Below are 20,838 nucleotides of genomic sequence, written 5' to 3'. Positions count from 1 at the left end.
ACGGGGTCCGGGGCGGAGCCCGGAACGCGCTGCACGCCAGGCGCTGGGCGCTACGCGTCCAGCGCCTCCCGCCACGTCCGCACAGCACCGGCGTCCACCGGCCCGCCCCACCCGTCCGGCCGAGCGGCACCCCCGATGTGGAAGGCGGAGATCCCGGCCCCGCGCAGCACCGGCAGGTGCTTGAGCTGCAGCCCTCCGCCGACCATGATCCGCGGCTCGTAGCCGGGCTCGTCGGCCCGCCCCGCCTCCGCGACCAGCGCGGCGAGGCCGTCGTCGACACCGGAGGCGGACCCGGCCGTCAGGTACGTGTCGAGGCCGGGCAGGTCGGCGAGCTGCTTGCGCAGCGCATCGCGGTCCGCCGCCCGGTCGATGGCCCGGTGGAACGTCCAGCGGGCCCGCGGCCCGATCGCGTCGGCGAGCGCGGCCACGGCCGTGAGGTCGGCGCGGCCGTCGTCGGTCAGGAAGCCGAAGACGAACTCGGAGGCCCCTTCGGCGACCAGCGCGCGGGCGTCATCACACAGGGCGGCCAGGGCGGCCGCGTCACCCGCGGAGAATCCGTCGGTGGCGCGCAGCATGACGCGCACGGGAATGCCGACGGCGTCCCGCACGGCGGTGAAGGTCTCCAGGGACGGGGTGAGCCCGTCCGCAGCCATGTCGGTAACCAGTTCGAGGCGGTCCGCCCCGCCGTCCTGCGCCGCCACCGCGTCCCGCGGATCGAGCGCGATCACCTCCAAGATTGCACCGTTACTCACGTGACACCCTTCCTCTCCAGTAACACACGTAACTTGTGCAACGTGCGTGCAATCCCTTACGCCCATCAGTCGCGGCACACGAAGACGACAACAGGTCTAGTCCAATAGCAAGCGTAAGTCCTGCGGGGCGTTCGTGGCATCACGGCCCGGCCGGGTACACGCCGGGCACCTTGAGGACGCGGGCCCCGGCGGCTATGGCCCCGACATCGTCCACCCCTGCCATGGCACGCCCACGGAGGCCGTTCGCGCAGGTGAGTGCGGTGCGATCGTGATCTTCAAGCTGTCCCGGCCTACCCGCCGCGGGGCCTGCGAGGCGCTGACACCGAAGCGGGGATCCGCCCCCGACGTTTCAACTTCCCGGGCCTGCCGTCCCCTTGACGCGGCACGCGTCGACGGCGAGCCTCGTAGACGTCCGTAGAACCGGCAGACCGACGGAGGCTGTCATGGCGCTGCTGTTCATCGCGAAGGACCCGGACACCAACGGAACTCAGTGGCCCCACGGTCTGGGTCGACAGCGAGGCGCAGGAGATCGTCGTCCAAGGCTGGAAGGCGGGGGAAGCGCTGCCGGCCCAGTGCCTGGAGTCGGGGCCGGTTCCGGACAGTGAAGCGGTGGTGAGGCTGCCCATCCGCATGGCGCCCGCCATCAGGGAGGCTTGTGATGTCGCAGACCGACTCGGCGTTCGCTGATCTACTGGCGAAAACCCGGCACTCGGCTGTTCATCTTGAGACGCGCGATTCGTACGGCATCGGCGAAGAGGCCGCAGAATTCGAAGCATGGCGTTCAGGATGGCGGCCGTCGCCGGAACCCGAGACGTGGTGGAACGACTTTCACACCATGGTGCGGGACGCCGTCGAGCGCGGATTCGTGTTCCGTCGCGCCCGCGTCGTCTCGGAGCCGGTGAGCGACTACATCAGGTACGAGCACGGCTGCACGTATCAGAACATCGCGGCGGGGGAGTTGGTCCGTTGGCTTCCCCGCCGGAAGGCGTCGGACCTCGCTCTGCCGGGCAATGACTTCTGGCTGTTCGACGGCGAGATCATCATGTGGAACCACTTCACCGGCGATGGCGGCTCGGCCGGGCCGGAACTGGACGAGCGGCCTGCCGTGGCGAAGCTGTGCGCCACGGCGTTCGACTCGGTGTGGAACCGGGCGACGCCCCACGAGGAGTACCGGGTCTGAGCGGCACAGCTAGATCATGCCTACACCCCCATCCAGCAGCGTCGCGGCGGCGCGGAAGGCCGTTGGTGACCGCCTCCGGGAGATCCGCCGCGACGCGGGCCTGACAGCCAAGGAGGTTGCCCAGCGGGCCGGTTGGTACCCCTCCAAAGCCTCGCGCCTGGAGAACGCCGTCACGCCACCGTCCGACGCCGACATACGCGCATGGTGCGCCGCATGCGGAGTCGACGACGCAGCCGCTGACCTGATCGCCGCCTCCCGCTTCGCTGACAACATGTACGTGGAGTGGAGGCGGGTTCAGCGCACCGGCCTGCGCCGGCTCCAAGAGTCCTACGTGCCGCTTTTTGAGCGCACGCGGGCCTTCCGCGTCTACTGCTCCAACGTCGTGCCCGGCGTTCTTCAGACTCACGCCTATGCCACAGCCTTGCTGAGCGCGATCACCGATTTCCACGGCACACCCGATGACGTGGCCGAGGCCGTCGAAGCGCGGCTGACCCGGTCACACGTCGTTCGCGAAGGCAATCACCGTTTCGCGTTGCTGATGGAGGAGTCGGTCCTGCGGCACCGCGTCGGCGACGCCGAGACGATGGCGGGCCAGCTCGGATACCTGCTGTCCGTGATGGCGTATCCGTCGGTCTCCCTGGGCGTGATCCCGTTCTCCGCCTCTCGCCGGATGTGGATGATCGAGACATTCAGCATCTACGACGAGGAAATGGCGCAGGTCGAATTGCTCACGGCGCAGGTGAACGTGACGGCGCCGTCCGAGGTGGGGCAGTACCTCAAGGCGTTCGGAGAGATGGCGGAGCTGGCGGTGTACGGCGCCAAGGCCCGTGCGCTCATCACCGCCGCCGTTGACGCGCTCGGGTAGCTCGCGTGGAACTTCATAGAACTTTGTTGGGGCCGGTGGGCCCGGCTTCCTAGCGTGTCGGCATGGCAAGCAGCAGAGAGCCGATGCCCGGTCGGTGTCCTCACCCATGGCCGGGTCGAGTGACCGGAGAGGGCTCACGTCCACGCACCACCCTTCCGAGGAGGCAAGACGTGATCATCGTCGAGGAACGGCCCGCGATCGACGCGGGAACCCTGGTCAGCGCGGAGCTGCGGGAGACCATCGCCGCCGACGTGCGAGCCAAGTACGACCACATCCCGGCGGGCATGGCCCACCCGGGCGTGGGCCAGATGCTCGCGTTCGTTGCCGCCGGCGCGGCCAGTGAGAAGCCGCTCAGCCCCTCCCCGCTGGTGGACGACTTCTGGCACGCGTTCGTCCTGCGGACCAAGGCGTACGCCGACTTCTGCCAGGAGACGTTCGGGAAGTTCGTCCACCACCAGCCCGGCTACCTCGACCGTGAGGAGCACGGCGGGGGCAAGGGTCTTCGGGCCCGGACCGTGGACGCCATCCGGGCGGCCGGGTACGCCGTCGACCTGGAGTTCTGGCCGGAGCTGGACATCGCCGACTGCTCGCAGTGTCACGCGAACTGCCACAACAGCCCGAAGCACAACGCCGCCGAGACCGGCTGATCAGCGCCCAGGCATCCAGGCCGGCCGTACCCGCGTGGTGCGGCCGGCCGCGCCCATGAACACGACGGCGTGGGACACCTACGCCCGCAGGAAGCCCGGCGGGGTGCTGGCCTTCTCCCAGCGCCCTGCAGTCGAAGGCTGCTACGGCTGCCAGGCGTCCTACATCACCCAGGCCGACGACCCGAACCCGCTCGTCGTCAAGCGCTGGGACTACACCCCCGAGATGTGGGCCGACCGGCTGAAGCGGCACGGGTTCCGCCACCCCCTGGCGAACGAGATCGGCCCGCCCGGCGGATGGAAGACCGGCACGCTCCTGGTGCGCGCCCTGACACCCGGCGCCCGTGCCCGGGCAGCCGGCGCCTGAGCCCGCCCCCGCCCCCGACCCCGCCCCCGCTCCGAGCGGGCAGGCGGTGCTCCACAATTGGCCCCATGGCAGCCACGATCGAGCACCCGTCCGGCCCCGCCCTGCGTACCCGCTGGCAGGAGACCGTCGACCGCGCCCGCGGCGGCACCGCCGCACCGGAGGGCGCCCCGGACCCCGGGCCGTACGCCGATGACCTGCTGCGGCGCTGGTCGGAGCCGCAGCGGCGCTATCACACCGTCGATCATCTCGTGGCGGTCCTGGACCGGGTCGACGAGCTGGCCGCGCACGCCGACGACGCGGACGCCGTGCGCCTCGCCGCCTGGTTCCACGACGCGGTCTACCGCCCGGACCGCTCCGAGAACGAGGAGCGCAGCGCGCTCCTGGCCGAGCGCGCCCTGCCCGAGCTGGGTGTCGGCGCGGCCCGTACGGCCGAGGTCGCCCGGCTGGTGCGGCTGACCGTGGGCCACGACCCCGCCACCGGCGACCGGGACGGCGAAGTGCTCTCCGACGCCGACCTGGCCGTGCTCGCGGGCTCCCCGCAGGAGTACGCGGCCTACGCCGCCGCCGTCCGCGAGGAGTACGGCTTCGTGCCGGACGCCGCCTTCCGCGAGGGGCGCTCGGCCGTGCTGCGGCAGCTCCTGGAACTGCCGCGGCTCTTCCGCACGCCGCTGGGCTACGACCGCTGGGAGGCGGTCGCGCGCCACAACCTCGGCACCGAACTGGACCTGCTGGCCGGCTGACCGCGCAGCCGCATGGACTACGGCCGCTCGTGCTTCGGCCGCCGCAACCCCGCACCCACCAGCAGCCGCACCAGCTCCTTGCTGCTCGCCTCCACCGCGCCCAGCCGCACGGCGTCCCCGTAGGACGTCGACGGCACGTCGTAGTGATCGCGGTCGAACGCGCGGGCGGGAGCGCCGAGCCGCGCCGCGAAGGCGTGCAGCTCGTCGTACGACACATCGCTGATCAGGTGCGACCACATGCGGCCGTGCCCGGGCCAGACGGGCGGGTCGATGTAGAGCGTCATCGGCGGCGCCTCACCGCAGGGCGTCGGCGAGCGAGCCGACGGGTGCGACCAGGACCGTCTGCTTGGTGCAGGCCCAGTGCGGGTCGGGCCCCAGCTCCGGCTCGACCTCCAGGGCGTGCAGGTCACCGGATTCGGTGCAGACCGGGCACAGCGGCCAGCGCCCGTACCGCTCCAGCAGGGCGTCCTGGACGTCCTGGGCTATGAGCCCGACCACGAACCCGGCGCCCTCCGGCCACTGCTCGACCCACCACCGCCGCTGCGCCACCGCGTCCTCGACGAGCGAGACGACGTCGGCCTCCGCCACATCACCCGCGACCAGGTCGGCGAGGATCAGGGCGCGCGCCGTGTGCAGCGTTTGTTCGAGCTCCATACGGTCCATTGTCCCGGACGGGGGCGGTTGACGGCTCACCACCCTGAAAATACCTTTCAAAAGGTGAGCAGCAAATTGAAAGAAACCGCCGGAGGCGACCGTCCCGTCCCCGCGCCGGCCGACGCCCCCACCGCGCCCGCCGCCACGCCACCCGTCGCGCCGCCCGTCGCGCCGCCCGCCCGCAGCGCGCCCGCCCCCGGCGCCCTCGCCGCCAAGGTCCGTACGCTCGCGCCCTCCATGACCCGCTCGATGCAGCGCGTCGCCGAGGCCGTGGCGGGCGATCCCGCGGGCTCCGCCGCGCTCACCGTCACCGGCCTCGCGGAGCGCACGGGCACGAGCGAGGCCACCGTCGTGCGCACCGCCCGCATCCTGGGCTATCCGGGCTACCGCGACCTGCGGCTGGCCCTCGCCGCGCTCGCCGCGGAACAGGCGGCCGGCCGCGCCCCGGCCGTCACCGCCGACATCGCGGTCGACGACCCGCTGCCCGCCGTCGTCGCCAAGCTCGCCCAGGAGGAGGCGCAGTGCCTGGCGGACACCGCCGCCGCCCTCGACACCGCGCAGCTGGAGGCCGCGGTGACCGCCCTCGCCGGCGCCCGGCGCATCGACGTCTACGGCATCGGCGCCTCCAACCTCGTCGGCCAGGACCTCGTCCAGAAGCTGCTCCGCATCGGCCTGATCGCCCACGCCCCCGCCGACCCCCACCTGGCCGTCACCAACGCCGTCCAGCTGCGCGCCGGCGACGTCGCCGTCGCCATCACCCACTCCGGCCGGACCACCGACGTCATCGAACCGCTGCGCGTCGCCTTCGAGCACGGCGCGACGACGCTCGCGATCACCGGCCGCCCGGAAGGCGGGATCGCCCAGTACGCGGACCACGTGCTCACCACGTCCTCCGCCCGGGAGAGCGAGCTGCGCCCCGCGGCCATGTCGAGCCGCACCAGCCAGCTCCTCGTGGTGGACTGCCTGTTCATCGGCGTCGCCCAGCGGACGTACGAGTCCGCGGCGCCGGCCCTGTCCGCCTCGTACGAAGCGCTCGCCCACCGCCACGCCCCGCGCTCCCCGCGCTGACCGAAGCCGGCCCGCCCGGCCCGCATGGAAAGAGCCGTCCGCCCATGGCCTCTTCTGCTTCGTCGTCATCCGCATCCGCCGCCACCCCGACGGGCCCGTCCGCACCAGCGCCCTCGCAAGCGCGCAGCGCACTGCGCGCCGAGCTCGCCGCCCTCACCACCGAGGCCTTCCGCCCCGACCTCGCGGAGATCGACCGGCTGCCCACCCTCGACATCGCCAGGATCATGAACGGCGAGGACGCGGGCGTGCCCGCCGCCGTCGCCGCCCGGCTGCCCGAGATCGCCGCCGCCATCGACGCGACCGCCGCCCGGATGGCCCGCGGCGGGCGGCTCGTCTACGCGGGCGCGGGCACCGCCGGCCGCCTCGGCGTGCTGGACGCCAGCGAGTGCCCGCCGACCTTCAACACCGACCCCTCGCAGGTCATGGGCGTGATCGCGGGCGGTGCCACGGCGCTCGTGACCGCCGTCGAAGGCGCCGAGGACAACCGGGAGCTGGCCGCGGGCGACCTGGCGGCGCTCGGTGTCGGCCCGTCCGACACCGTCGTCGGCGTCTCCGCCTCCGGCCGCACCCCTTACGCGGTCGGCGCCGTCGAGCACGCCCGCGCCGCCGGGGCACTGACCATCGGGGTGTCCTGCAACGCCGGTTCGCCCCTCGCCCTGGCCGCCGACCACGCCATCGAGGTCGTCGTCGGACCCGAGCTGCTCACCGGCTCGACCCGGCTCAAGGCCGGCACCGCCCAGAAGCTCGTCCTCAACATGCTCTCGACGATCACCATGATCCGGCTCGGCAAGACGTACGGGAACCTGATGGTCGACGTGCGGGCCACCAACGAGAAGCTGCGCGCCCGCTCCCGGCAGATCGTCGCCCTGGCCACCGGCGCCTCCGAGCAGGAGATAGAGGCCGCGCTGACGGAGACCGGCGGAGAGGTGAAGAACGCCATCCTCGTCGTCCTGGGCGGGGTCGACGGGCGTACGGCCGCGCGCCTCCTGGACGAGTCGGGCGGCCATCTGCGCACGGCGCTCCACGCGGCACATGAGTAGCCGCACCATGGCGCCGGACCCGCCGGACGACGGCCCGAGAGGGGAGCGCGGCCGCGGCGCCGTCGCGGCCGCGCTCCTCCCCCTCCTCGGCGGCGCCGCCAACCTCGCGTCCGTCGAGAACTGCATGACGCGGCTGCGGGTGACCGTCCGGGACCCCTCGGCCGTCCGGCGCGGCGAACTGCGGGCCCTTCCGGGCGTACTGGGCGTCGTCGAGGACGGCCCGGCCCTCCAGATCGTGCTCGGCCCGGGCACGGTGGCCAAGGTCGCGCCGGAGCTCGCGCGGCACATGGAGCCGGGCCCTGCGGAATCCGTCACCGCGGAGGCCGTCACCACGGAATCCGTCCCCGCGGAGGCCGTCCCCGCGGGGGCCGTCACCGCCGAGGCGCTGGCCGAGCGCGGCGCGGCGATCCGGGCCGAGCGCAAGGCCCGCAACGCCACCCCGGCCAGGGAGTTCCTGCGCCGGATCGCCCAGATCTTCGTCCCGCTGATCCCTGCCCTGATCGGCTGCGGCATCGTGGCGGGCCTGGCCGGGCTGCTCGCCAACCTCCACTGGCTGCCCGCGCTGGCCCCCGCGCTGACCGCGTGCGCGTCGGGCTTCATGTCCCTGATCGCGGTCTTCGTCGGCTACAACACGGCGAAGGAGTTCGGCGGCACCCCCGTCCTGGGCGGGGCCGTCGCGGCGATCATCGTCTTCCCCGGCGTGGACCGGGTGACGGCGTTCGGCGAGAAGCTCATGCCCGGCCAGGGCGGGGTGCTCGGTGCGCTGGCCGCGGCCCTGCTCGCCACCCGCGTCGAACGGTGGTGCCGGCGCCGCGTCCCCGAGGCCCTGGACGTGCTGGTCACCCCGACGGTGACGGTCCTGGTGGCGGGCCTGGTCACGCTGTACGGGCTGATGTACGCGGCAGGCAAGGCCGCCACGGCCATCGGCCACTTCGCCGACCGGCTGCTCGCGAACGGCGGGACGGCGGCCGGCTTCGTCCTGGGCGGGCTGTTCCTGCCCCTGGTGATGCTGGGCCTGCACCAGGCCCTCATCCCCATCCACGCGACCCTGATCCAGCAGCAGGGCCACACGGTGCTCCTGCCGATCCTCGCGATGGCGGGCGCAGGCCAGGTGGGCGCGGCCCTCGCGGTCTACGTCCGCCTGTCGCACAACGCCTCGGTGCGCCGGACGATCCGCTCCGCGATGCCGGCCGGCCTCCTGGGCATCGGCGAACCCCTGATCTACGGTGTCTCGCTCCCACTGGGCCGCCCGTTCGTCACGGCGTGCGTCGGCGGCGCGTTCGGGGGCGCGTTCGTGGGACTGCTCGGGCAGCTGGGCGACACGGTCGGCTCGACGGCCATCGGCCCGTCGGGCTGGGCCCTGTTCCCGCTGCTGCAGGGCGGCCACGGCCTGGGCCGGGCGGTGGCGGTCTACGGGGCGGGCCTGCTGGTGGGCTACGCGGCGGGGTTCGTGGCGACGTACGCGTTCGGCCTGAGCCGCGAGTCGCTGCGCGAGCTGAACGCCGGTGGGGAGAAAAGCCCGTCCGGCGACTGAGGACAAAGGCGGTACGCCCGAGGGCGGCACCCCCTTCGCAGGGGGTGCCGCCCTCGGCGTACAGCGTTCAGGACAAGTGATCCGGTGCGGATCAGAAGTCCATGTCACCGCCCGGCATGCCGCCCGGAGCGGCCGCGGCGGCCTTCTCCGGCTTGTCGGCGATGACGGCCTCGGTGGTGAGGAAGAGCGCAGCGATGGACGCGGCGTTCTGCAGGGCGGAGCGGGTGACCTTGGCCGGGTCGATGATGCCCTCGGCGACCAGGTCGACGTACTCGCCCGTGGCGGCGTTGAGGCCGTGACCCGGGGTCAGGTTGCGCACCTTCTCCACGACGACGCCGCCCTCGAGACCGGCGTTGACCGCGATCTGCTTGAGCGGGGCCTCCAGGGCCAGCTTGACGGCGGCGGCACCGGTGGCCTCGTCGCCCTCGAGCTCCAGCTTCTCGAACACCTGGGAGGCCTGCAGCAGGGCCACGCCACCACCGGCGACGATGCCCTCCTCGACGGCCGCCTTCGCGTTGCGAACGGCGTCCTCGATGCGGTGCTTGCGCTCCTTGAGCTCGACCTCGGTCGCGGCACCGGCCTTGATGACGGCCACGCCGCCGGCCAGCTTCGCGAGGCGCTCCTGGAGCTTCTCGCGGTCGTAGTCCGAGTCGCTGTTCTCGATCTCGGCGCGGATCTGGTTGACGCGGCCCTGGACCTGGTCGCTGTCACCGGCACCGTCGACGATGGTCGTCTCGTCCTTGGTGATGACGACCTTGCGGGCGCGGCCGAGCAGGTCGAGACCGGCGTTCTCCAGCTTGAGGCCGACCTCCTCGGAGATGACGGTGCCACCGGTGAGGATGGCGATGTCACCGAGCATGGCCTTGCGGCGGTCGCCGAAGCCCGGGGCCTTGACGGCGACGGACTTGAAGGTGCCGCGGATCTTGTTCACGACGAGCGTGGACAGGGCCTCGCCCTCGACGTCCTCGGCGATGATCAGCAGCGGCTTGCCGGACTGCATGACCTTCTCCAGGAGCGGCAGCAGGTCCTTGACCGAGCCGATCTTGGAGTTGACGATCAGGATGTACGGGTCGTCGAGGGACGCCTCCATACGCTCCATGTCGGTGGCGAAGTACGCCGAGATGTAGCCCTTGTCGAAGCGCATACCCTCGGTGAGCTCCAGCTCCAGACCGAAGGTCTGGGACTCCTCGACGGTGATGACGCCTTCCTTGCCGACCTTGTCCATGGCCTCGGCGATGAGCTCGCCGATCTGGGTGTCGGCGGCGGAGATGGAGGCGGTGGAGGCGATCTGCTCCTTGGTCTCCACGTCCTTGGCCTGCTCGAGCAGGGCACCGGAGACGGCCTCGACGGCCTTCTCGATACCGCGCTTCAGCGCCATCGGGTTGGCACCCGCGGCGACGTTGCGCAGGCCCTCGCGGACCAGGGCCTGGGCCAGGACGGTCGCGGTCGTCGTGCCGTCACCGGCGACGTCGTCCGTCTTCTTCGCGACCTCCTTGACCAGCTCGGCGCCGATCTTCTCGTACGGGTCCTCGAGCTCGATCTCCTTGGCGATGGAGACACCATCGTTGGTGATCGTGGGGGCGCCCCACTTCTTCTCGAGGACGACGTTGCGGCCCTTGGGGCCGAGGGTGACCTTGACGGCGTCGGCGAGCTGGTTCATCCCGCGCTCGAGACCGCGCCGTGCCTCCTCGTCGAACGCGATGATCTTGGCCATGTGAAGTGGTCCTCCCAGGACGGGGTGGAGACTGCTCCGGACCGCACTGGCGCCCGCGACGGACGGCCTGCGTACCCTGCGGTTCCTTGCCCCGCCTGGCATGCGGACCTCACCGACGGTCCAAATCTGTCACTCTCACTCGGAGAGTGCTAAGCCCAATGATTAGCACTCGACCACCCCGAGTGCAAGCGGTTCAGTCTCTACACCCTCCGCAAGTGGCAGGGGGGCACCTCCCGGCGCCAGCCGGGGGCGCAAGCGCCTCGGGGGGACGGTCACGCCCACGAGGTCGCCGAGCAGGGGCCCCAGGCAGCCGTACCCACCCCACGTGTCCCGCACACGCGCGAGGGGCCCGCACCCCGTCGGGTGCGAGCCCCTCTGCAAACCGAGCGAGCCGGTGGTCGATGCGCCGCGATCAGACCTGCTGCAGCTTCACCATGTCCGCCTGCGGCCCCTTCTGGCCCTGCGAGATCTCGAACTCGACCCGCTGACCCTCCTCGAGGGTGCGGTAGCCGTCCATCTGAATCGCGCTGTAGTGGACGAATACATCCGCACCACCGTCGACCGCGATGAAGCCGTAGCCCTTCTCCGCGTTGAACCACTTGACGGTGCCCTGAGCCATGCCTAACTCCCCTATTACTGGCCCTTGCGCAGGACCGCACTTCGCGGACCCGGGTCAGACCTCACCCCCTGGCAGCCCAGTGGGTGTGCGCCGGAACGCGTCGACCGCGGCTGAATGTATCTGCACGGATGCCGTCTGCAACAGGTCACTCGGACGAGAATTCCGGGCATGGCCGATCGAGTAAATCGGCTGAACTCCGGGTATTTCAGGGCAAGTCGGGCCGGGAATAACGCAACCAACCCGGCATTTCGTGCACACACTTCGCGCACAACTTGACGGGTTCTCATATGCGTTCGGCACTGACGCCGGGCGGGGATCGCCTCAACTGTATCGCGCTCAACAGCCGGAATCGCCCCGTCCGCTTCTGCGGTCGGGGCGATTCCGGGGACGTCGTGCGGCAATTACGGAAGAAGCCTGTGAAACCTCAGCCGCCGGCGACGGCAGGGATGACGGAGACGGCGGAGCCGTCGGGGGTGGGCGTCTGCAGCCCCTGCTCGAAGCGGACGTCGTCGTCGTTGACGTAGACGTTCACGAACCGGCGCAGCTTGCCGGCGTCATCGAGCACGCGGGCCGCGATCCCGGTGTGGCTGGCCTCAAGGGACTGGATCACCTCGGAGAGGGTCGCGCCCTCGGCGGAGACCTCGGCCTTCCCGCCGGTGTAGGTACGCAGGATGGTGGGGATACGGACGGTAACGCTCACGGGAAAACCTTCCGAAGAGGTTGTGGGCAGTCGTTCCGCAGGGGCTGGGGGCACCCCCGGACGAAGTTTGGGGGAGGGTGGGCACAACCGGCCCGCAGATGTCAGACGGCAGCAAGACCGGCGGCGCGGAACGCTTCCAACGACGGCCGGATCGTCGCCGTGGGCCCCGCCGCCACCGCGTCGAGCGTCTTCAGCCCGTCCCCCGTATTGAGCACGACGGTCGTGAGGGAGGGGTCGAGCAGCCCGCTCTCGATCAGCTTCCGCGTCACGCCGACGGTCACCCCGCCCGCCGTCTCCGCAAAGATCCCTTCCGTGCGGGCGAGCAGCCGGATCGCATCCACGATCTGCTCATCGGTGACGTCCTCGACGGCGCCACCCGTCCGCCGCGCAATATCCAGCACGTACGGCCCGTCGGCCGGGTTGCCGATGGCGAGGGACTTCGCGATCGTGTCCGGCTTCACCGGCCGCACCACGTCGTGCCCGTCCTTGAAGGCGCGCGACACCGGCGAGCACCCCTCCGCCTGCGCCCCGAAGATCTTGTACGGGCGGTCCTCGACCAGCCCCAGCGCGACGAGCTCCTTCAGCCCCTTGTCGATCTTCGTGAGCTGCGAGCCCGAGGCGATCGGCACGACGATCTGGTCCGGCAGCCGCCAGCCCAGCTGCTCGCAGATCTCGTAGGCGAGCGTCTTCGACCCTTCGCCGTAGTACGGCCGGAGGTTGACGTTGACGAAGCCCCAGCCCTCCCCCAGCGGGTCGCCGATCAGCTCGCTGCAGAAGCGGTTGACGTCGTCGTACGTGCCCTCGATGCCGACGAGGTCGCCGCCGTAGACCGCGGCCATCACGACCTTCCCGGCCTCCAGGTCGTGCGGGATGAAGACGCACGACTTGAACCCGGCCCGGGCGGCCGCGGCCCCGACCGCCCCCGCGAGGTTGCCGGTCGAGGAGCACGACAGCGTCGTGAAACCGAAGGCGCGGGCGGCCTCGACGGCGATCGCGACGACCCGGTCCTTGAAGGAGTGCGTCGGGTTGCCGGAGTCGTCCTTGACGTACAGGCCGCCGGTCACGCCCAGCTCGCGCGCCAGGTTGTCGGCCTTGACGAGCTTGGTGAGGCCGGGGTTGAGGTTCGGCTTGTCCGCGACGTCGGCGGGGACGGGCAGCAGGGGGGCGTAGCGCCAGATGTTCGCGGGGCCGGCCTCGATGCGCTTGCGCAGGTCAGCGGCTTGACGGGGCCCGCCGGCGGGCAGTTCGTAGGCGACTTCGAGGGGGCCGAAGCACAGGGCGCAGGCGAAGATGGGACCGAGGTCGAAGCGCTCTCCGCACTCGCGGCAGGAGAGTGCCACGGCGGGTCCGAGGTCCACAGAAGTGGTAGAGGGTTCAACAGACTGCACAGCCATGGAGGCGAGGCCCTTTCTCCTCATCTTCCTCGCGGCGAACGTCGCCACGAGACGGAATTGGCACCTTCCCCGCCGGGAGCCTCGCCGCGTAAACGGTGAGACCGGCTGGAGGGTTGCCGGGGCTTCAACGGGCCGTGTCCCTCTGCCCCTCTGGATGAGCGGTATGGCACTGGGCGAGGCCCAGGCGTTTGTGCACGCGGCGACCCCCGACATAGGACGGCGGTCCGCGTTGTTCAAGACTGTAACGGAAGGGACGGCCCGTTGAGAGGGGCGTCCGCACCGCGAGATGCGTCACAGAACGCGTCGCAGAACGTCTGTGAGACAGGGAGTCGTACACGTGCTGGAAGAGGTGGAGCGCTGGCTGGCCGAGCGGTCCTGGTCCGCTGCTGATCGTCCGCTCGACGTCCTTCTGGCCGCCAAACGGGACTCCGGCACCACGGTGAGCGTCGTCCTCCCCGCGCTGAACGAGGAGCCGACGGTCGGCACCATCGTGGCGACGATCCGCCGCGAGCTGATGTCGGACGCGGTGCCGCTGGTGGACGAGCTGGTGGTGATCGACTCGGGTTCCACGGACCGTACGGCCGAGGTCGCCGCGGCGGCCGGGGCGCGCGTGGTGCACCGGGACGAGGTGCTGCCGAGCCTGCCCGCGCTGCCGGGCAAGGGCGAGGTGCTGTGGCGCTCCCTGCTGGCGACGACCGGCGACATCGTCTGCTTCGTGGACGCCGACCTGCGCGAGTTCTCGGCGGACTTCGTGTCGGGGATCGTGGGCCCGCTGCTGACCGACCCGGGCGTGCACTTCGTCAAGGCGATGTACGACCGCCCGCTGGGCGCGGAGTTCGATGTGCCCGGCTCCGCCGGGACCGTGGGCCAGGGCGGCCGCGTGACCGAGCTCGTGGCCCGCCCGCTGCTGAATCTGCACTGGCCGCAGCTGGCCGGTTTCGTACAGCCGCTCGGCGGCGAGTACGCGGCCCGCCGGTCCCTCCTCGAACGGCTGCCGTTCCCCGTCGGCTACGGCGTGGAGCTGGGCCTTCTGGTGGACGCGCTGCACACCGTCGGGCTGGGGGCGCTGGCCCAGGTGGACGTGGGCGTGCGCAAGCACCGCCACCAGGACGGGCAGGCGCTGGGCCGGATGGCCGCCGCCATCTACCGCACCGCGCAGCTCCGGCTGGCCCGGGGGCACCTGGTGCGACCTGCGCTGACGCAGTTCGAACGGACCGCGGAGGGCTTCGCTCCGCGGACGTACGCGGTGGACACGGAGGAGCGGCCGCCGATGGCCGGAATACCCGAGTACGCGCAGCGGCACGCCGCGTAAGCGTACGTTTGAGCGGTTCTTCCCGCGGCAAGGCTGGCCACATGGTCGCTGAGCACGTGCACCCCGCATCGGTCGCCGCCGCGCCGGTCGTCGTCGCCTCCAACCGCGGCCCGGTCTCGTACCGGCGCCGCGAGGACGGCAGCCTCGTGGCCGGGCGGGGCGGCGGCGGCCTGGTCTCCGGGCTCAGCTCGATCCGGCGCGAAGGCGACGGCGGGAGCGAGGGCGAGGGCGGGGCCGCGGTGTGGGTGTGCGCGGCGCTGGGCGAGGGCGACCGCGAGGCGGCCCGCGCCGCCGGCCGGAGACTCTCCACGGACGACACCGGCGGCCATCACGTACGCATGCTCGACATCCCGCCGGACACCTTCGCCGCCGCGTACAACGGCATCGCCAACTCGGTGCTGTGGTTCGTCCACCACATGCTCTACCAGACGCCCCTGGAGCCCGTCTTCGACCAGCACTTCCGGGCGCAGTGGGCGGCCTACGAGGAGTACGACACGGCGTTCGCGGACGCCATCGCCGAGGAGGCAGCGCAGGGCGCCGCGGTGCTCGTGCAGGACTACCACCTGGCGCTCGTGCCGGGCCTGCTCCGGGCGCGCCGCCCCGACCTGCGCATCGGCCACTTCTCGCACACCCCCTGGGCCCCGCCGGACTACTTCCGGATGCTGCCCGACGATGTGGCCGGGCAGCTGCTGCGCGGTGTCCTCGGCGGTGACCGGGCCGGCTTCCTGACCCTGCGCTGGGCCGAGGCGTTCGCCGCGTGCTGCGCGGACGTGCTGGGCGCGGAGGTCGTACGGGACGGCGAGGGGCGGGCCGCCGAGGTGCGCTTCGAGGGGCGGACGACGCGGCTGGGCGTGCACGGCCTCGGCGCCGACGCGGACTTCCTGCGCGAGCGGGCGCACCGGGCGGACGTCGAGGAGCGCATGGCGGCGCTGAGGGCGCAGATCGGCGGGCCGGACCGCAAGACGATCGTGCGCGTGGACCGCACGGAGCTGTCCAAGAACATCGTGCGCGGGCTGTACGCGTACCGGCGGCTGCTGGAGGAGCACCCGCAGTGGCGCGGCAGGGTCGTGCACGTCGCGTTCGCCTACCCCTCCCGGCAGGATCTCGCCGTCTACCGCGACTACACCGCGGAGGTGGAGCGGGTCGCCCGGGAGATCAACGCCGAGTTCGGCACGGAGGGCTGGGAGCCGGTCGCCCTGCACGTCAAGGACGACTTCGCGCGCTCGCTGGCCGCGTACCGGCTCGCGGACGTGGCCCTGGTCAACCCCATCCGGGACGGCATGAACCTCGTGGCCAAGGAGGTGCCGGTGGTCTCCGACCACGGCTGCGTGCTGGTGCTCTCGCGCGAGGCGGGCGCGGCGGCCGAGCTGGGCGACGAGGCGATCACCGTCAACCCGTACGACGTGGAGGCCACGGCCCGCGCGCTGCACCTGGCGCTGCTGATGGATCCCGGGGAGCGGGCGGAGCGCACCAAGCGGCTGGCCGCGGCGGCGACGGCGCTGCCGCCGGCGCGGTGGTTCACGGACCAGCTGCGGGCGCTCTAGCCTCCCGGCTTCCGCGCCGGAGCACGGACCGTGCGCCCCCGGCCGCGGTCCGAGCGGCCGGTGCTTCGGCGCCCCGGGCTGCCCTCCTCCGGCCCCGGGTAGCCATGATTCATGTCAAATGTCCCACGTTGGGCCGTACTTGCCGCGGCGTGCGCCGCTGTCGTGGCCGCGGTCGGCGGCTGCTCCTCGGACTCCTCCAAGAGCGACGACGCCAAGAAGCAGGCGTCCTCCGGACCGCCGGGGGGCGCCTCGTCCGGAGCCACCCCGTCCGGAAGCGTCCCGTCCGGCACGACGTCCGGTACGCCGTCCGGTAAACCGCCCTCCGGTTCCCCCGTCCCCGCGGACGGTTCGATACCCGCCGGCCCCGGGCCGCAGCCGTCGTACACCGTCCAGAAGCAGCCCGCCCCCGGCAGCTGCCACTACCGCTTCACCCCGGCCAAGGAACCACTCCCCGACCCCGCGTGCACCCCCGGCGCGACCAACCCGAAGGTCACCCAGGCCACGCTCAAGACGACGATCTGCCGCAGTGGCTACACCGCCGGCATCCGGCCGCCCACGAACATCACCGGCCGCGAGAAGACCGCCAACGCCGCCTCGTACGGCTACAAGGGCTCGCTGCGGGAGGCCGAGTACGACCACCTGATCAGCCTGCAGCTCGGGGGCGACCCCAACGACCCGCGCAACCTGTGGGTGGAGCCGCCCTCCCCCGGCCACAAGGAGGGCAAGGGGCCCAACAACCCCAAGGACGCGGTGGAGACCAGGGTCAAGAACGCCATCTGCAGCGGAAAGACGGACCTGGTCAAGGCGCAGCAGGCCATCGCGCGCGACTGGACGACGGCGCTGGACACCCTCGGCATCCCGGGCAAGCCCGCCAAGGGCGAGACGGCGAGCGACCCGGACGACGACGGCTGAACGGCCGGGTCACCCGAGCCCTGGTCCGGACCCGGACCCGGAGCCGGACCCGGACTCGGAGCCGAGGCGGTCGGCAAGGCGGTCGGCGAGGGCCGTGAGCAGCTCCACGACCCCGGCCGGGCCGTCGACGACCAGATCGGCCCGCTCCGCGAGCTCGGCGACCTCGGAGCTTCCGCTGCACACCAGCAGGCCCGGAAGCCCCTCGGAGCGCAGCTGCTCCACGGCCGCGAAGGCGGCGAGGTCGCCGAGGTCGTCACCGGCGTAGAGGACACAGCCCGCGCCGCTCTCGCGCACGTACGACGCGAGGGCGGCGCCCTTGTCGACCCCCGGCGGGCGCAGTTCCAGCACGAGCCTGCCGGGCTCGACGATCAGTGCGTGCCGCTCGGCGAGGGCGGACACGGGCTCACACAGGGCGTCGAAGGCGGCCTGGGGGTGGGGGGCACGCCGGGTGTGGACGGCGACGGCCCGGCCCTTGTCCTCGATCCAGACGCCCTGACCGACGCCCGAACCGGCCAGGATGCCCGGCAGCTCCGCCCGGGCGGCCGCGACGCCCGGGGGCGGCTCGGGGGCCGTCACGGCGGCGGTCGCGGCGTCCCAGCGCTCGGCGCCGTAGTGCCCGAGGACCACGAGGTGCTCCAGGCCCGGGGCCCCGGCGAAGCCGCCGTAGCGGACCGCGACCTCGGCCGGGCGGCCGGTGATCACGGCGACGGAACCGAGCCGGGGGGCGAGCCGCGCCAGTGCGGGCACGGCGCCCGGGTGGGCCCGGGCCTGCTCGGGGTCGGGGACGATCTCGGCGAGCGTCCCGTCGAAGTCGAGCGCCACGACTGCGCGTTGCGGCGCGGCCAGCAGGGCGGCGAGCCCGTCGCGGCCGGCGGGGGTGACGGGAACGGGGAGGGGGTGGCTGCCCATGGGCCGACCCTACTGGCTGGGCCCCGCCGTCTACCGGCGTTCGCGCCGGGCGTCCCGGATGCGCCGCAGCCGGTTGACGGTGACCGGGTCGTGGGCCAGGGCCCGCGGGTCGTCCAGGAGGGCGTTGAGCAGCTGGTAGTAGCGGGTCGGGGTCATGCCGAGCCGCTCCCGCACGGCGCGCTCCTTGGCGCCGGGCCCGGAGAAGGGCCGCCGCTCCAGGGCGAGCACGGCGAGGTCGCGCTCCGACAGCCCGCCCTCCTGCCCGCCCTGTTCGCCCCCGCCCTGTTCGCCGCTCACGCCGCCCAGCCTACTTACCGTGGGCGGCCAGGTCCGTGGAGTCGGCCTCGCGCTGGATCTCGCCGAGGACGCTCGCGGGGTCGCCGCCCTTGACGACCACCGAGCCGATCTTCTCCTTGAGGGCCTGGCTCACCTTGGCCCAGGAGGTCTTGTCGACGGGGTAGAACTCGGCGTTCTCCAGCTGGGCCAGGAAGGGCTTCAGCTTGTCCTTCGCGCTGTCGGCGGCCATCTTCTCGGAGGCGCTGGTGGTCACCGGCAGCAGGTCGTACTGGTTGGTGAAGGCGGAGACGTTCTTGGTGCTGTAGACGAAGTCGAGGAAGCGGCCGACCTCCTCGCGGTGGCCGCCGGCCTTGAACGCCATGATCCAGTCGGCGACGCCCATGGTGGCCTTGGCCTTGCCGGACTTGCCCGGCAGCGGGGCGGTCCCGAACTTGATGCCCTTGGCCTCGGCCTGCTTCATCAGCGTGGGGTGGCCGTTGAGCATGCCGACCTCACCGCGGCAGAAGGCGTCGAAGACGGTCTGGCGGTTGGTGCGGGCGGGGTCGAGGGAGCCGGTGAGGCCCTTGCCGACGAGCTCGTCGCGCAGCCACTTGAACGTATCGACGTTCTGGTCGGAGAGGATCGTGTACGTACCGTTGTGGTCGGTGTAGCCACCGCCGCCGCTGAGCATCCACATCATGGTCTCGGCGGGCGCCTCCTCGGGGCCGAGCGGCAGCCCGTAGGGGACCTTGACCCCCGCGGTCTGGAGCTTCTTGGCCGCGGCCTGAAGCTCGTCCCAGCTCTCGGGGGCCTTGGCTATGCCGGCCTTGGCGAAGAGGGTCTTGTTGTAGAAGAGCAGCCGGGTGCTGCCGACGAACGGCAGGCCGTACTGCACGTGGGCCACCTCGCCCGCGCGGGCGATCGAGGCGATGATGTCGGCCTGGGTGGGGATGGTCAGCAGCTGGTCGGCGCTGTAGAGCTTGCCGGCGGCGGCGAACTCGGCGTACGCGCCGATCTGCGCGATGTCCGGGGCCTTGCCGGCCGCGACCATCTCGGCGACCTTCTTGTCGACCTCGGTCCAGCTCAGGACCGTGGCCTCGACCTTGACGCCCTTGTTCTGGGCCTCGAAGGCGCGGGCGAGGGCGTCCCAGTACTTCTGGGAGCCGTTCGCCGCGTTGTCGCCGTAGTCGGCCGCGACGACGCGCAGCGTCTTGCTGCCGGAGCCGCCGTCGCTGCCGCACGCCGTCAGTGCGGGCGCCAACGCCGCCGTGGCGGCACCTGCCGCCGTCAGACCCAAGAACCGCCGCCGCTGCACTACTGCTTCCCACCTTCGTGGTTTGTGTTCGTCCGCTGAAGACCGTGAGGACCGTAAGAACCGTGAGTTTCCCCCGCGGGCCACCATACGGTCCAGCCGACTCCGGTTTCGCTTCGGTATCGCCCTTCCCGTGCGGGGCGGGGGCTGCTATGCACGGAGATCACCGGTGGAAGGAGAAGAAAGCGCATGTCCGAGCCCTCTCTCACGCCCTCTCGCACCCCCTCTCTCACCTCTACGGAGATCACTGCTCAGCCCGGCTGCTGGCGGCGCGCAGCCGAAGCCGCGGCAGCAAGCGCGACCGGGCTCCCACGGCCCGGGGAACGGGTGGCCGTGACCGGCTGCGGCACCTCGTGGTTCATGGCCCAGGCGTATGCGGCGCTGCGGGAGGCGTCGGGACAAGGGGAGACGGACGCGTTCCCGGCGTCGGAGTTCCCGGTGACGCGGACGTACGACCGGCTCGTGGTGATCACGCGGTCGGGGACGACGACCGAGGTGCTCGACCTGATCGAGGAGGTGCGCGAGCGCCGGGAGGTCTTCGCCCTGACCGCCGACCCGGCGTCGCCGGTGGTCCGCGCGGCCGGCAGGACGGCGGTGCTGGACTGGGCGGACGAGGAGTCCGTCGTCCAGACGCGCTTCGCGACGACGGCGCTGGCGTACCTGCGGGCGGGCCTGGAGGCGAGCGGGCGGCTGCCGGACGGGGTGAAGCGGGTGGCGGAGGCGGCGGCGGACGCGGAGACGGCGGTGATCGAGCCGCTGCCGCAGGCGGTGCTGTCCGCCGACCAGTGGACGTTCCTGGGGGCGGGCTGGTCGTACGGCCTCGCGCAGGAGGCGGCGCTGAAGATGCGGGAGGCGGCGGGCGCCTGGACGGAGTCGTACCCGGCGATGGAGTACCGCCACGGCCCGATAGCGATCACGGGCCCGGGCCGGGCGGCGTGGATCCTCGGCGAGGCGCCCGAGGGCCTGGAGACGGACATCGCCGGCACGGGCGGCACGCTCGTGGCGGACGGCGCGAGGCTGGACCCGATGGCGGACCTGATCCGCGCACAACGCCTGGCGGTGGCGGTGGCGGAGTCCCGAGCCCTGAACCCGGACACCCCGAGGGGCCTGACCCGAAGCGTGATCTTGAACGGGTGACCCGGCCACCCCACTCCCGCCGCCGCGGCGCGCAACCACCACCAAGCCACCCGGCTGTGCCGAGCCGGCCCGGGCCAGGGCTCGGTACCGCCGCGGCGGATTCACGGATTCACGGATTCACGGGGGCGGCACCCGTAGGCCTCTGCGGCCGCGGCCGTCACCCCA

Annotated in this window: 22 protein-coding genes and 1 riboswitch; of the genes, 12 read left to right on the top strand and 10 right to left on the bottom strand. The window is 72.1% G+C overall.

Annotation, left to right across the window (positions count from 1 at the left end; all coding sequences use genetic code 11):
• Positions 1–50: 50 nt before the first annotated feature.
• Positions 51–752: a copper homeostasis protein CutC gene (locus IE241_RS15810; RefSeq protein ID WP_190022367.1), complete on the bottom strand. Its 702-nt coding sequence runs from the start codon at positions 750–752 to the stop codon at positions 51–53.
• A gap of 658 nt (positions 753–1,410) precedes the next feature.
• On the opposite strand from IE241_RS15810, the gene IE241_RS15805 reads away from it, so the two are divergent.
• From IE241_RS15805 to IE241_RS15785, 5 genes are all read left to right on the top strand, one after another.
• Positions 1,411–1,932 carry a DUF6879 family protein gene (locus IE241_RS15805; protein WP_190022366.1) on the top strand — a complete coding sequence of 174 codons (522 nt, stop codon included), beginning with the start codon at positions 1,411–1,413 and terminating at the stop codon, positions 1,930–1,932.
• A gap of 16 nt (positions 1,933–1,948) precedes the next feature.
• Positions 1,949–2,797 (top strand): helix-turn-helix domain-containing protein, encoded by an 849-nt coding sequence (locus IE241_RS15800; protein ID WP_190022365.1) that lies wholly within the window; start codon positions 1,949–1,951, stop codon positions 2,795–2,797.
• 170 nt (positions 2,798–2,967) lie between these two features.
• Complete coding sequence (locus tag IE241_RS15795) at positions 2,968–3,444, top strand: glycine-rich domain-containing protein (RefSeq protein ID WP_190022364.1); 477 nt, start codon at positions 2,968–2,970, stop codon at positions 3,442–3,444.
• A gap of 55 nt (positions 3,445–3,499) precedes the next feature.
• On the top strand, positions 3,500–3,808 hold the full coding sequence (locus IE241_RS15790) for a hypothetical protein (RefSeq protein WP_190022363.1): 309 nt from the start codon (positions 3,500–3,502) through the stop codon (positions 3,806–3,808).
• Positions 3,809–3,873: 65 nt separating this feature from the next.
• Positions 3,874–4,548: an HD domain-containing protein gene (locus IE241_RS15785; protein ID WP_190022362.1), complete on the top strand. Its 675-nt coding sequence runs from the start codon at positions 3,874–3,876 to the stop codon at positions 4,546–4,548.
• Positions 4,549–4,565: 17 nt separating this feature from the next.
• Here the strand turns inward: IE241_RS15785 and IE241_RS15780 are convergent, their stop codons facing one another.
• Together IE241_RS15780 and IE241_RS15775 are read right to left on the bottom strand one after the other, a co-directional pair.
• A complete protein-coding gene (locus tag IE241_RS15780; protein ID WP_168091635.1) occupies positions 4,566–4,832 on the bottom strand; it encodes a DUF4031 domain-containing protein in 267 nt (88 codons plus the stop codon).
• A 10-nt stretch (positions 4,833–4,842) separates the two neighbouring features.
• Complete coding sequence (locus IE241_RS15775; RefSeq protein WP_190022361.1) at positions 4,843–5,211, bottom strand: DUF8819 family protein; 369 nt, start codon at positions 5,209–5,211, stop codon at positions 4,843–4,845.
• A gap of 54 nt (positions 5,212–5,265) precedes the next feature.
• Between IE241_RS15775 and IE241_RS15770 the strand changes: the two genes are divergently transcribed.
• The 3 genes from IE241_RS15770 to IE241_RS15760 are packed head-to-tail and all read left to right on the top strand — an operon-like array spanning position 5,266 to position 8,844.
• Positions 5,266–6,270 (top strand): MurR/RpiR family transcriptional regulator, encoded by a 1,005-nt coding sequence (locus tag IE241_RS15770; RefSeq protein ID WP_190022360.1) that lies wholly within the window; start codon positions 5,266–5,268, stop codon positions 6,268–6,270.
• Positions 6,271–6,314: 44 nt separating this feature from the next.
• A complete protein-coding gene (gene murQ / locus IE241_RS15765; protein WP_190022359.1) occupies positions 6,315–7,310 on the top strand; it encodes an N-acetylmuramic acid 6-phosphate etherase in 996 nt (331 codons plus the stop codon).
• A gap of 7 nt (positions 7,311–7,317) precedes the next feature.
• Positions 7,318–8,844, top strand: coding sequence for a PTS transporter subunit EIIC (locus IE241_RS15760; RefSeq protein WP_190022577.1), 1,527 nt, complete (start codon positions 7,318–7,320; stop codon positions 8,842–8,844).
• Positions 8,845–8,935: 91 nt separating this feature from the next.
• On the opposite strand, the gene groL is transcribed toward IE241_RS15760, so the two are convergent.
• The 4 genes from groL to thrC form a co-directional block, all read right to left on the bottom strand.
• Positions 8,936–10,558 (bottom strand): chaperonin GroEL, encoded by a 1,623-nt coding sequence (gene groL, locus IE241_RS15755; protein ID WP_058045776.1) that lies wholly within the window; start codon positions 10,556–10,558, stop codon positions 8,936–8,938.
• Between the two features lie 412 nt (positions 10,559–10,970).
• Positions 10,971–11,177 (bottom strand): cold-shock protein, encoded by a 207-nt coding sequence (locus IE241_RS15750; RefSeq protein ID WP_030367227.1) that lies wholly within the window; start codon positions 11,175–11,177, stop codon positions 10,971–10,973.
• Positions 11,178–11,601: 424 nt separating this feature from the next.
• On the bottom strand, positions 11,602–11,877 hold the full coding sequence (locus tag IE241_RS15745) for a MoaD/ThiS family protein (protein WP_190022358.1): 276 nt from the start codon (positions 11,875–11,877) through the stop codon (positions 11,602–11,604).
• A 101-nt stretch (positions 11,878–11,978) separates the two neighbouring features.
• Entirely contained in the window at positions 11,979–13,295 is a 1,317-nt protein-coding gene (thrC, locus tag IE241_RS15740; protein WP_190022357.1) for a threonine synthase, read from the bottom strand.
• Positions 13,289–13,432: riboswitch (SAM riboswitch) on the bottom strand. Its footprint overlaps the gene before it by 7 nt.
• Positions 13,433–13,608: 176 nt before the next feature.
• On the opposite strand from thrC, the gene IE241_RS15735 reads away from it, so the two are divergent.
• The 3 genes from IE241_RS15735 (at position 13,609) to IE241_RS15725 (ending at position 17,039) form a co-directional block, all read left to right on the top strand.
• On the top strand, positions 13,609–14,583 hold the full coding sequence (locus IE241_RS15735; protein ID WP_190022356.1) for a glucosyl-3-phosphoglycerate synthase: 975 nt from the start codon (positions 13,609–13,611) through the stop codon (positions 14,581–14,583).
• A gap of 41 nt (positions 14,584–14,624) precedes the next feature.
• On the top strand, positions 14,625–16,127 hold the full coding sequence (locus IE241_RS15730; protein WP_190022355.1) for an alpha,alpha-trehalose-phosphate synthase (UDP-forming): 1,503 nt from the start codon (positions 14,625–14,627) through the stop codon (positions 16,125–16,127).
• Between the two features lie 111 nt (positions 16,128–16,238).
• Positions 16,239–17,039, top strand: a complete 801-nt coding sequence (locus IE241_RS15725; protein ID WP_190022354.1) for an RAD23 family protein — start codon at positions 16,239–16,241, stop codon at positions 17,037–17,039.
• A 9-nt stretch (positions 17,040–17,048) separates the two neighbouring features.
• On the opposite strand, the gene otsB is transcribed toward IE241_RS15725, so the two are convergent.
• Genes otsB through IE241_RS15710 form a run of 3 tightly spaced genes read right to left on the bottom strand, consistent with a single transcriptional unit; the run spans position 17,049 to position 19,539 of the window.
• Positions 17,049–17,948 (bottom strand): trehalose-phosphatase, encoded by a 900-nt coding sequence (otsB, locus tag IE241_RS15720; RefSeq protein WP_190022353.1) that lies wholly within the window; start codon positions 17,946–17,948, stop codon positions 17,049–17,051.
• A gap of 30 nt (positions 17,949–17,978) precedes the next feature.
• A complete protein-coding gene (locus tag IE241_RS15715) occupies positions 17,979–18,245 on the bottom strand; it encodes a DUF3263 domain-containing protein (protein ID WP_190022352.1) in 267 nt (88 codons plus the stop codon).
• A gap of 10 nt (positions 18,246–18,255) precedes the next feature.
• Positions 18,256–19,539 (bottom strand): extracellular solute-binding protein, encoded by a 1,284-nt coding sequence (locus IE241_RS15710; protein ID WP_373300682.1) that lies wholly within the window; start codon positions 19,537–19,539, stop codon positions 18,256–18,258.
• A gap of 186 nt (positions 19,540–19,725) precedes the next feature.
• On the opposite strand from IE241_RS15710, the gene IE241_RS15705 reads away from it, so the two are divergent.
• Positions 19,726–20,673, top strand: a complete 948-nt coding sequence (locus tag IE241_RS15705) for an SIS domain-containing protein (RefSeq protein WP_190022350.1) — start codon at positions 19,726–19,728, stop codon at positions 20,671–20,673.
• The last annotated feature ends 165 nt before the right edge of the window (positions 20,674–20,838 follow it).

Source organism: Streptomyces hiroshimensis, from assembly GCF_014650335.1.
GTDB lineage: Bacteria > Actinomycetota > Actinomycetes > Streptomycetales > Streptomycetaceae > Streptomyces > Streptomyces hiroshimensis.
Note: the sequence above shows the minus strand (reverse complement) of the source record. Positions and strands in the feature narration are given on the sequence as shown.

Excerpts from the sequence above, each read along its gene's own strand:
- IE241_RS15805 (WP_190022366.1), top strand. The coding sequence starts at position 1,411 with ATGTCGCAGACCGACTCGGCGTTCGCTGATCTACTGGCGAAAACCCGG.
- IE241_RS15800 (WP_190022365.1), top strand. The coding sequence starts at position 1,949 with ATGCCTACACCCCCATCCAGCAGCGTCGCGGCGGCGCGGAAGGCCGTT.
- IE241_RS15790 (WP_190022363.1), top strand. The coding sequence starts at position 3,500 with ATGAACACGACGGCGTGGGACACCTACGCCCGCAGGAAGCCCGGCGGG.
- IE241_RS15785 (WP_190022362.1), top strand. The coding sequence starts at position 3,874 with ATGGCAGCCACGATCGAGCACCCGTCCGGCCCCGCCCTGCGTACCCGC.
- IE241_RS15780 (WP_168091635.1), bottom strand. The coding sequence starts at position 4,832 with ATGACGCTCTACATCGACCCGCCCGTCTGGCCCGGGCACGGCCGCATG.
- IE241_RS15775 (WP_190022361.1), bottom strand. The coding sequence starts at position 5,211 with ATGGACCGTATGGAGCTCGAACAAACGCTGCACACGGCGCGCGCCCTG.
- murQ (WP_190022359.1), top strand. The coding sequence starts at position 6,315 with ATGGCCTCTTCTGCTTCGTCGTCATCCGCATCCGCCGCCACCCCGACG.
- IE241_RS15760 (WP_190022577.1), top strand. The coding sequence starts at position 7,318 with ATGGCGCCGGACCCGCCGGACGACGGCCCGAGAGGGGAGCGCGGCCGC.
- groL (WP_058045776.1), bottom strand. The coding sequence starts at position 10,558 with ATGGCCAAGATCATCGCGTTCGACGAGGAGGCACGGCGCGGTCTCGAG.
- IE241_RS15750 (WP_030367227.1), bottom strand. The coding sequence starts at position 11,177 with ATGGCTCAGGGCACCGTCAAGTGGTTCAACGCGGAGAAGGGCTACGGC.
- thrC (WP_190022357.1), bottom strand. The coding sequence starts at position 13,295 with ATGAGGAGAAAGGGCCTCGCCTCCATGGCTGTGCAGTCTGTTGAACCC.
- IE241_RS15730 (WP_190022355.1), top strand. The coding sequence starts at position 14,625 with ATGGTCGCTGAGCACGTGCACCCCGCATCGGTCGCCGCCGCGCCGGTC.
- IE241_RS15725 (WP_190022354.1), top strand. The coding sequence starts at position 16,239 with ATGTCAAATGTCCCACGTTGGGCCGTACTTGCCGCGGCGTGCGCCGCT.
- otsB (WP_190022353.1), bottom strand. The coding sequence starts at position 17,948 with ATGGGCAGCCACCCCCTCCCCGTTCCCGTCACCCCCGCCGGCCGCGAC.
- IE241_RS15705 (WP_190022350.1), top strand. The coding sequence starts at position 19,726 with ATGTCCGAGCCCTCTCTCACGCCCTCTCGCACCCCCTCTCTCACCTCT.